This is a genomic window from Romboutsia hominis (assembly GCF_900002575.1).
GTDB lineage: Bacteria > Bacillota > Clostridia > Peptostreptococcales > Peptostreptococcaceae > Romboutsia_C > Romboutsia_C hominis.
Map to the genome: position 1 here is coordinate 457,042 of NZ_LN650648.1, position 11,500 is coordinate 468,541.

The window sequence follows — 11,500 nt, forward strand, 5'->3', positions numbered from 1 at the left end:
GTCATAGTAATAAATAAAATATATAATAATATTAAGAAATCATAAAAGAATGAGCGAAAAAAAGGATGGTGAATAGGTTGAAAAATATTGCATTTGGTCAACTACTAGAAAAGTTACTTTATTTATCAAATCAAAAAAAGAGTACATTAGCAAAAGAGTTAGGATACGATATATCTTATATAAGTAAATGGATTAATGGGAGAAACCTACCAACTCAAAAAAGTATATCTAGTATATGTAAAATTACATCAGAGTTTATAGTTAAATCTTTAAATTCTACATCAAAGCAAGAACTTAAACACTACTTTGAAATAGAGGTAGAAGTAAAAGACGATACTGTATTAGCTCAATATATAGAAAGAAGTTTAAAAGAATCATATATGGTTACGGCACAAAAAAGTTCTTCTAATATATATAAGAATACACATTCTGAAGATAATTATAATAGTATGATGCATATAAACCCAAGGCTTAGAAAACAGTATTTAGCAAAGGATGCAATACTTCATATAAGTAAATCGAGTAAGCTAGATCTAATATTATCTGCAAACCTATATAGACTTAATGGAAATGATAAAGTTTCTATATCAGAAATGAAAACAGCGTTATATAGCATACAAAAAGACAAAGAAGTAAAAGCAAGGGTATTAACTGGGTTTGAAGGGAATCAAAATGATAAGGTACTAAATACACTACTTATAATTGACATGATAACAACATATCCTAATTTAGATTTTGAAGTATATAACTGTAATGTAGATAATAGTAACATTTTAGCTGTTATAAAGGATAGAATTTTCCATAGTGCCATATTTGCAAGTAATGGACAATGCTTATTTACAAATATGTCTAAAGAAAAGGCTATCATAGATGAAGTTTATTATAGTTTAGAAGAAATATTAAAAAATCAAGGTAAATTGCTTGTAGAGAAAGAAACTCCACTAGATTTATTAAAGAATAAAACTTATATACAATATATAATGGGGCAAGACTTAAAGTGGGTATTAGGAGTTATGAATGAATTCTTTATGCCATCTGATTTATTTATAGAAATTGCAGAAGATGTATTTGGAAATGACAAAGAGTTATTGCAAGAGTTGCGTCAAATAAATGCATTTTTACAAAATGTAACATATCAATCTAACATAAAGGTATTAATTTATGAAGCAAAACTAATGAAGTATATATCGACAGGAGAAATAACATTCTTTAATAAACCAGTAAAATTGACTTTAGAACAAATGGAGAGACATATAAAAAATATAGAAAAAATAATAAAAGAACATGAAAATATAGAAATTAAACTTATTGAAAATAGCTCCATAGAAGAATTTGATTCAGGTTTAAGTCCATCTATGTATTTATCTAAGAATCTAAAGTTAATAAAAACACATCCTATGGATGGGGTAAATGATTATGCAATTATTAAAGATAATGAATTCAAAAAAATATGCGATGAAGTATTTGATATTGTATGGAGTGAAAAAGAAAATATGCTAGTAAGTGAAAAAGAAGAAATTTTAGAAAAAATATCAAAAGCATTAGTTTACACTAGAATAATAAATGGTGAAATTAATTAATAATTTACTAGAAATTATGTTGACGAATTTCAAAAATATTTGAATTTGTTGAAAAAAGAAAATAAGGGTCAAAATAATTTATTGACTTAAATAATAAAAAATTGATATTGTAGTAACTGTAAATAGGCACTAACAAAATCATTAATGATCCAATAATTTTATATAGTTAATCTTAAAAGTTTTATAATTTTTATTTAAATCTTAAAACTGCTATAGATATACCGTTATTATTTAATTAATAAAATACGTAAGAATAGTCAGTTTTTTGATGGAAAAATACAATGGATAAGATTAACTTTTATAAATTGTTGTATTTCTTAATGAATGTGAAGCCTATTTTTTTTGTATATTTTAAAGGGGGAGATATACAAAAAACAAATAAAAATCAAAATAAATATTTACAAGGAGAACATAAAAGATGCTACATCAGTTAGAAGTTGCAATAACAAAAGTATCTGAAGCTATATGGCCAGTATTCTTACCATTTATATTAGTTGTTGGCGCTACAATGGCTATAAGAACAATCTTCATGATACAAAAACAAGCTACAAAGCCTGCTAAATTACAAATGAAAAATGTAATCGGGCCAGCTTCTATATCTTTAGGGGCAATGATAGGTACAGGAGCAATAATAGGTGTTCTTGGTGCATTATCAAAATTATCAGCAAGTGGGCAAGCAAATATAGAAGCTATGGCTATATGGGCGTTAATAGGTTCATTAATAATGCTTCCTGTTTCATATTCTGAAACATTAAACTCAAAAATAATGGGGAAAACTCCAAAGGAGTATATATCTACTCTAATAAGCCCTAAATTAGGAATAACATATGCTGTATGTTTCGTTGCATTAGCAGTATTCGGATTTGGTGGATTCCAATTTAGTGGTATAGATTCAGTTTTTGCTACAGTATTAAATGATAAGTTTGGAATCGAATTATCATTAGTTCAAAGATATTTATTTATAGTTATACCAGTAATAGCGGTAGTTGCTGCATTAGTATTATCTAAAAAGCATGAGTTATTCATGGGAGCAATGACTTATATGATAGGAACAGCAGTTGCTGGATACTTCATATTCTTTACAATGTTTGTTCTTAAGACTTCTGATTACATACCTACTTTCTTTGGAAGTATGATAAAAGGTATGATGAATCCAGTTAATGCAATGATGGGTGTGCCATTAGGATTTATATTAGGTATGCAAAAGGTTATACAAACAGCAGAAACTGGTCTTGGAGCATTAGCAATGGCTGCTCAAGAATCTGACTCACAACCAAGAGAAGCAGCTATGATATCGTTATTACCAACAGCTGTAACAGTATTCGTTTCTATAGTTGTTACTTCATATATAGCTTCTTATGGAGTTGAGGTAGGAACTTTAGCATTAGTTGATGCTAATGGAAATGCAGCAGGTACTGTTGCAAGATTAGGTGGATACTTTGCTACTGCTGAGCATGTAGTTGGTATATTTGGATTAATTGTATTAGCAGCATTCACAGTATTATCAGCATTAACTACAATACTTGGATCTTACTACTACATGACAAAGTTATTTAAGCAAAATCCAGTTAACAAAAATATAGCAATATATTTAGTATTAATAATAGCTGCTGGTACTTTAGCAGTATTTGGAGCTAACGTGGTATTTGAAGCTGTTGACTTATTATTATTTGTACTTTCAGGAATAAACGTAACAGCACTAGCTATATTTACATTCAAACATTGGGAAGCTTACAAGTTAAGTGGATCAGTTAAAAAAGACAAAGTAGCTTAATGATATACTAATTATTTAAATAAGCTAAAAAGCTACTTGCTATATTAGTAAGTAGCTTTATATATATACATTAAAACTTGCCTGGTGAAGGGAGAAATACAATGACTAAAAAGATTTACTTCAATGGAACAGTGGTAACTGTTGATAAAAATGAATCAATAGCACAAGCTATATTAGTTGAAGAAGGAAAAATAAAAGCAGTAGGAAGTAATGAAGAAGTTCTTGCGTTAGCAGATGAAACTACTGAAAAAATAGACCTAGATGGGAAAACAATTCTTCCAGGGTTTATAGATCCTCATGGACATGTAGTTGCTGTAGCTCAAACTTTAATGATAGTAACATTAGGAGATGTAACTTCTAAGGAAGAACTATTATCTAGACTAAAAGAAGCCTTCGAAAGTGATCCTCCAACAGATGGAAACTGGTTAATAGGATTTGGATATGATAACACTAAATTTGAAGGTGGAGAACATCCAACTAAGTTTGACTTAGACCAAATAAGTACAGAAGTACCGATAACTGTTTCTCATGCATCAGGGCATTTATCAGCTGTAAACTCTAAAGCATTAGAATTATATGGATATGTAGGTGATGACTATATAGTTCCAGAAGGTGGAGTTGTAAGAACTGTATCACCTGACTCAAAAGAACCAAATGGAGTATTAGAAGAAAATGCTATATTAGATAGTGAAAAGAAAAAAGTTATAAAAGCTCCAGGATTCGAAGAAGTTTTAAAGGCTGTTGTTAAAGCTCAAAAGATATATGCATCATTAGGTATTACAACAACTCAAGATGCTTCAGTAGAAGAAGCTAATCATTATAATCATATATTAGGAGCATGTGCTCAAAATAATATGTTAATGATAGATATAGTTGGACTTGCTACTCAGCCATCAACAATGAATTTAATGAAAAATGAAGGAACTCCAAAGAGAGAATACTTCAATCATTATAAGTTAGCAGGAGCTAAGACTTGGTTAGATGGATCTCCACAAGGATTTACTGCTTGGTTAAGTAAGCCTTATCACGTTGTGCCAGAAGGTCAACCAGCTGATTACTGTGGATATGGAACTCAAACTGATGAAGTTGTAACTAATTACTTTGTTGATTGTATAAACTTAAATGTACAAGTTCATACTCATGTAAATGGTGATGAGGCTTGTGCTCAATTCTTAAGATGTTACAAAAAAGCTTTAGAAATAACAGGAAGTAAAGCAGATTTAAGACCTGTTATGGTTCACTGTCAAGCATTAAGAGAAGACCAATTAGATGATGTTAAAGAAATAGGTGCAATACCAACATTCTTCAATGATCATGTAAGATTCTGGGGAGATTTACACCATGATCAAGTATTTGGACCAGAAAGAGCTCAAAATATATCTCCAATAGGATGGGCGTTAGAGAAGGGTATAAAGTTTACGCTACACCAAGATCCACCAGTAAAAATGCCAAACCAAATAATAGCTATGCATACAGCTGTTAATAGAACTACAGAATCAGGAAGAGTATTAGGAGCGCATCAAAGAATATCAGTTATGGAAGCTATAAAAGCTGTAACTATAAATGGTGCATATCAATACTTCGAAGAAGATGTAAAAGGTAGTATAGAAGTTGGTAAATTAGCTGACTTAGTTATATTAGATAAAAACCCTCTTGAAGTTGATACTATGGAAATAGAAAACATAAAAGTATTAGAAACTATAAAAGAAGGTAAAACTATATTTGTTAAAGAAGCTGAATTACAAAACGCATAATATAAAAAATAGCGATGAGATATCTCATCGCTATTTTAAATTTTAAGCAAATTAAAAATTTTTTATAGCCTAAAAACTAATAAATAAACATTTTAACTAATACTTTTGTTTGATATTTATATTAAGTGGTTAATAATAATTAAGAGTATCTATTTTGTGTAGTAAAATATAAAATGAGACAGTAAGCATAAATATTTTCCAGGAAATTATATAAAATTACCATACTTATTTTAATTTTGATAAAAATAAACAAATAATGATTAAAAATAAAGTAAATTAATGATATAATTAAATCTTAAGACCTAAAGACAGAAAATGAATTTTTAATATGTTAAAATAGACAAATATAGATTAAGCAGGTGATAAAATGGAAAACAAATTTTTACCTATATGCAAGCAAGATATGATAGATAGAGGATGGGAACAACTAGATTTTGTTATAGTTACAGGAGATGCTTATGTTGACCACCATAGCTTTGGTACAGCTATAATATCTAGAGTATTAGAAAATGCAGGGTATAAAGTAGGAATAATAGCACAACCAGATTGGAAAAGTACTGATGATTTTATGAAGTTAGGAGAACCAAGGCTAGGTTTCTTAGTTAATTCAGGAAACATGGACTCGATGGTTAATCACTATTCAGTAAGTAAAAAGCGTAGAGACAAAGATATGTACTCTCCAGGTGGCAAAATGGGACTTAGACCTGATAGGGCAGTAATAGTTTATTGTAATAAAATTAGAGAAGCTTACAAAGATGCTAACATAGCAATTGGAGGGCTTGAAGCAAGTTTAAGAAGATTTGCCCATTATGATTATTGGGGAGATAAAGTAAGAAAGTCTATACTAATAGATAGTGGTGCAGATTTATTAGTTTATGGTATGAGTGAAAGACAAATAGTAGAAGTAGCTAATGCTTTAAATTATGGATTTGATCCTAAATATATAAGACATATAAATGGAACTTGTTATATAGCAGATAGTAAAGAAGAAATATATGATGATTATGTAGAGATACCATCATATAAAGATGTATGTTCAAGTAAAGAAGAATATGCAAAAGCATTTAAAATTCAATATGATGAGCAAGATCCATATAGAGGAAAAGTTATAATACAAAGACATGGTGATAAGTACTTAGTTCAAAATAAACCAGAACCACCATTAAATAGAGAAGAGCTAGATAAAGTTTATGCACTACCTTATGCTAAAGATTATCATCCTATATACAAAGAAATGGGTGGGATACCTGCTATAGAAGAAGTTAAATTTGGTATAGTAAGTTCAAGAGGTTGCTTTGGAAGCTGTTCATTCTGTGCGATAACATTCCATCAAGGTAGAGCAGTACAAAGTAGAAGCCATGAGTCTATACTAGATGAAGCTAAATATATAACAGAACTTCCAGATTTTAAAGGATATATACATGATGTTGGAGGACCTACAGCAAACTTTAGACATGAAGCATGTAAAAAGCAAATAACTAAAGGGGCGTGTAAGCATAGACAATGTTTACACCCAGATCCATGTAAGAACTTAAAAGTTGACCATACAGATTTCTTAGAATTATTGAGAAAAGTTAGAAATTTACCTAAGGTTAAGAAGGTATTCGTACGTTCAGGAATAAGATATGACTATGTAATGGCTGATAAAAACGATAAGTTCTTTAAAGAGCTTGTTGAACATCATGTTAGTGGGCAATTAAAAGTTGCTCCAGAGCATATAGCAGAAGAAGTTTTAGAACATATGCAAAAGCCAGCAGGAAATACTTATGATAAATTTAGAGAAAAATTCTTTAGATTAAGTGAAAGAGCTGGCAAAAAACAATATATTATACCTTATTTAATGTCGTCTCATCCAGGTTCAACATTAAATTCAGCTATAGAGCTTGCAGAGTACTTAAGAGACATTAAATATCAACCAGAGCAGGTACAAGATTTCTATCCAACTCCAGGGACATTATCAACTACGATGTTCTATACAGGAATAGATCCGTTAACTATGAAACCAGTATATGTTCCTAAGTCTAAACAAGAAAAGGCTATGCAAAGAGCATTACTTCAATATAGTGCTCCAAGAAACTATGATTTAGTGCATGCAGCATTAGTTGAAGCTGGAAGAGAAGATTTAATAGGATTTAATCCAAGATGTTTAATAAAACCAAGAGAAGCTAGAGGGTATTCAAATAGAAGCATGAATTCTAAAAATTCAAATAATAAGGTTTCAAGAGGAAGAAATTCTTCAAGAAATAATGAATCAAAATCTAGAGGTAAAAACGATAGAAATAATCAGTCAAGTAAAAAGTTTTCTAAAAGTTCTAAGCCTATGAAAAAGAAAAGAAGATAAATATATAAAGGATATGACATAAGTTCATATCCTTTTATTATCTTTATAGTATTTTATATAAATTAATGATAAAAGTTTATTGAAATATTGGAAATTTAAATTAATAGCAAAAAATATAAAAAAAAGTCGATTAGTGTAACGAAATTTTATCTAAAACATATTATATTAAAGGACAAGCAAATAAGCTGTCCTAATTAAAAGGAGGTTAATATAATATGTGCAGAAATAATAATTGTGAATATTTCCAAAGAGACGATTTTGAGGATATAAGAGATGAAGTATGTGATATAGAAAGTAGATGCTGTGAAGGATTTGTTAAGGAACAATTTACTATAAGATCAACTGCTACACCTGCTGGAGTAGTTGTTTATGACTCATCTGATCCAGCTACTACACGTGCTACAATAAAGATTAGAAACTTATCAAGAACTGTAAGTATTAGAGTTCAAGCAAGTCCTATTGACATTGTCATAGCACAAAATCAAGAAGCGGTAATTTCAGTAGCTCAATTAAATGCTGTTGTAATTACAGCATTATCAACAACTATGACTGCAAGAGTATTACTATGCTTTGATTTACAATTTGACTCACTTGGAAATTAATGCTGTTATTTATTATCTAATAAAATAAATAAGTTACCTTAAGAATAAAATCAATAATTTCTAAAAGGCAGAGATTTTTCTCTGCCTTTTTTGTTTTTGTTATAAGCATAAAATATATTAATTATTTAATTAAAAGATTAAGTATTTATAAAAAATAACGTAAATAATAAAGGTATAAATATGGTTAAAAAATCGACTAACATTGACATTTTTTTTAGTAAGGGTTATACTAAAATTTGTGTTTAATTTAAATAAATATAAATGTATACATCTAAAATAGAGAGGTATAAGTATGAATAAAAGTAAACTTTCAATAAAAACTATAGTTGCTATAGGAATTGGAGCTGCTGTATTTATGATATTGGGAAGATTTGGTTCTATACCAAGTGGTATACCAAACACTAACATAGAAACAGCATATGCTTATCTAGCGTTAATGGCAGTAATTTATGGTCCTATAGCAGGATTTTTAATAGGGCTTATAGGACATGGATTAAAAGATTTAGTGTTTTATGGAATGCCTTGGTTTAGTTGGGTAATATCATCGGCTATAGTGGGTCTTATAATAGGTATAATGTATAAAAGAATAAAAGTAGATGAAGGAGATTTCTCCATTAAACAAATTATAATTTTTAATATAACTCAAATTGTAGCAAATATAATAGCTTGGTTTGTTGTAGCACCTACTTTAGATATAGTTATATATGCAGAACCTGCAAATAAGGTATACATACAAGGAGCTATAGGTGGAATATCAAACATGGTTACAATAGGTATATTAGGAACATTAATATTAAAAACATACTCTAAAACAAAAATAAAGAGCGGGAGTTTAAGAGTAGAAGAATAATAGGCGAAAGGAGGCATTTATGAAAAAGAAAATAATTGAGTTTAAAGACTTCAATTTTAAATACAGAGTTCAAGCTGAGCCAACATTAAAAAATATAAACTTGACTATTTATGAAGGTGAAAAAGTATTAATAGTAGGACCATCAGGTTCAGGTAAAAGTACTTTAGCACATTGCCTTAATGGGCTAGTACCATTTTTCTATAGTGGAGAGATGAGTGGAGAATTAAGAATAAATAATGAGGATATAAAAAATAAAAATATATTTGAATTATCTAAAGTAGTTGGGACTGTTCTTCAAGATCCAGACAGCCAGTTTATAGGTCTTACAGTAGGAGAAGATATAGCATTTAAACTAGAAAACTATTGTGTAGAGCAAAATGAAATGATAGATAGAGTTAACAAAGCTGCTAAGTTAGTTGATATAGATAAGGAATTAGAAGCATCACCATACAAATTATCTGGGGGTCAAAAACAAAGAGTAACTTTAGCTGGAGTAACAGTAGATGAAGTTAAAGTATTACTATTTGATGAGCCTTTAGCAAGCTTAGATCCTGCGACAGGGAAAAGTGCTATGGAACTTATAGATAGTATACAACAAAAAGAAAATAAAACAATGGTAATAATAGAGCATAGATTAGAAGATGTTCTTCATTGTAAAGTAGATAGAATAGTAGTTATGGACAAAGGATGTATAGTAGCAGATACTACTCCAAATGAACTCTTATCAACTAACATCTTAGAAGAAGTTGGGGTAAGAGAGCCTTTATATATAACTGCTTTAAAATACTCAGGTTGTGAGATAAGTAAAGACTTAAAACCTGAAAGTATAAATACATTAGATATAGAAAAGTGTAAAGATAAAGTCAATGACTGGTATGAGAATACTAAAAAAGAAGAATCTAAAACTAAAAACGACTATATATTAGAACTAGATAACATAAACTTCTCATATTCTCCTGAAAAACAAATACTTAAAGATGTATCTTTTAAGATAAGAAAAGGTGATATAGCAAGTATAGTAGGTAAAAATGGTGCAGGTAAATCTACTATATCAAAATTAATATGTGGTTTTTACAAACCTACTAGTGGAAGAATATTATTTGATGGGAAAGATATAAAAGATGAATCTATAAAAGAGCGTTCGGAAAAAATAGGATTTGTTATGCAAAATCCTAATCAAATGATATCTAAGACTATGGTATTTGATGAAGTAGCTTTTGGTTTAAAGATAAGAGGATATAATAAAGAAGAAATAAAAGAAAAAGTAGAAAATGTACTTAAAACTTGTGGACTTTATGGGTACAGAAATTGGCCCATATCAGCACTTAGTTTTGGTCAAAAGAAAAGAGTTACAATAGCATCTATATTAGTATTAAATCCAGAGGTAATAATACTAGATGAGCCTACAGCAGGACAAGACTTCAAGCATTATACAGAAATAATGGAATTTTTAGTAGAGTTAAATAAAAAGGGTGTTACTATAATTATGGTAACTCATGATATGCATCTTATGCTAGAATATACAAGTAATGTAGTAGTTTTATCAAATGGTCAAAAAATAGGTGATGATAAATCAACTAAGATATTAACAAATAAAGAGATAATAGAAAAAGCAAATTTAAAAGAAACATCACTACAAGAACTAGCTATAAAATGTAAAATAAAAGATTCTGTAGAATTTGTAAATAGATTTATTGATTATGATAGGAGGGTTAGAAACATATGAATACAGAAATGTTGTCATATATAAAGAAAGACTCACCTATTCATAGGTTAACTGGAGCTACAAAGTTAATATGTTTTTTACTTTGGACAATAGCGGCAATGATAACATATGATACAAGAGTTTTACTTGGACTTTTTATTGTTGGAATAGTAGTATTTAAAATGTCAAAAATTGAATTTAAAGAAGTATCTTTTGTGCTTTATTTTATATTATTTTTCTTACTACTAAACGCACTTTTAATATTTATATTTGCTCCATATCAAGGTGTAGAAATATATGGAAGTAGGACGGATTTACTTCACTTAATAGGCCCATATACAATAACAAAAGAACAACTATTTTATGAGTTAAATGTAGTATTGAAATACTTTGCAACAATACCTATGGCGCTTTTATTTATACTTACAACGGATCCAAGTGAATTTGCAGCATCATTAAATAAGCTTGGTGTAAGTTATAAAGCTGCATATACAGTATCAATCGCTCTTAGATATATACCAGATGTTCAAAGGGACTATAAGGATATATCTTTTGCTCAGCAAGCAAGAGGAATTGATTTATCAAAAAAAGAAAAGTTATCTAAAAGAATAAAAAATTCGGCAGCAATACTTATGCCCTTGATATTCTCTAGTTTAGAAAGAATAGATAAAATAAGTTTAGCTATGGAGCTAAGAGCTTTTGGAAATAACAAAAAACGTACTTGGTTTAATAGAAGAAAATTTGAAAAAAGAGATTATATATCTATACTAGTGTTAATAATAATTTTATTAATATCTATAGTTATGATTAAGGTCGATGGTTCGAGATTTTATAATCCTTTTATATAATATAAAATTGCCAGATATATACTATTTAAAATCCATAGATGATAGC

General features: G+C 29.0%; 8 protein-coding genes. All 8 read left to right on the forward strand.

Annotation, left to right across the window (positions count from 1 at the left end):
• Positions 1–77 precede the first annotated feature (77 nt).
• On the forward strand, positions 78–1,580 hold the full coding sequence (locus FRIFI_RS02065) for a helix-turn-helix domain-containing protein (protein WP_092923175.1): 1,503 nt from the start codon (positions 78–80) through the stop codon (positions 1,578–1,580).
• Between the two features lie 418 nt (positions 1,581–1,998).
• The gene (locus FRIFI_RS02070) at positions 1,999–3,354 is read left to right on the forward strand and encodes an alanine:cation symporter family protein (RefSeq protein WP_092923177.1); all 1,356 of its coding nucleotides are present in this window, start codon (positions 1,999–2,001) and stop codon (positions 3,352–3,354) included.
• A 101-nt stretch (positions 3,355–3,455) separates the two neighbouring features.
• Complete coding sequence (locus FRIFI_RS02075) at positions 3,456–5,108, forward strand: amidohydrolase (RefSeq protein WP_092923180.1); 1,653 nt, start codon at positions 3,456–3,458, stop codon at positions 5,106–5,108.
• Positions 5,109–5,475: 367 nt separating this feature from the next.
• Positions 5,476–7,449, forward strand: coding sequence for a YgiQ family radical SAM protein (locus FRIFI_RS02080; protein WP_166504867.1), 1,974 nt, complete (start codon positions 5,476–5,478; stop codon positions 7,447–7,449).
• A 215-nt stretch (positions 7,450–7,664) separates the two neighbouring features.
• A complete protein-coding gene (locus FRIFI_RS02085) occupies positions 7,665–8,051 on the forward strand; it encodes a hypothetical protein (protein WP_166504868.1) in 387 nt (128 codons plus the stop codon).
• Positions 8,052–8,343: 292 nt separating this feature from the next.
• Positions 8,344–8,901: an ECF-type riboflavin transporter substrate-binding protein gene (locus FRIFI_RS02090; protein WP_092923189.1), complete on the forward strand. Its 558-nt coding sequence runs from the start codon at positions 8,344–8,346 to the stop codon at positions 8,899–8,901.
• Positions 8,902–8,920: 19 nt separating this feature from the next.
• A complete protein-coding gene (locus tag FRIFI_RS02095; protein ID WP_092923192.1) occupies positions 8,921–10,627 on the forward strand; it encodes an ABC transporter ATP-binding protein in 1,707 nt (568 codons plus the stop codon).
• Positions 10,624–11,454, forward strand: a complete 831-nt coding sequence (locus FRIFI_RS02100) for an energy-coupling factor transporter transmembrane component T family protein (RefSeq protein WP_092923195.1) — start codon at positions 10,624–10,626, stop codon at positions 11,452–11,454. Before FRIFI_RS02095 ends, FRIFI_RS02100 begins: the two co-directional genes overlap by 4 nt.
• Positions 11,455–11,500: the final 46 nt, after the last annotated feature.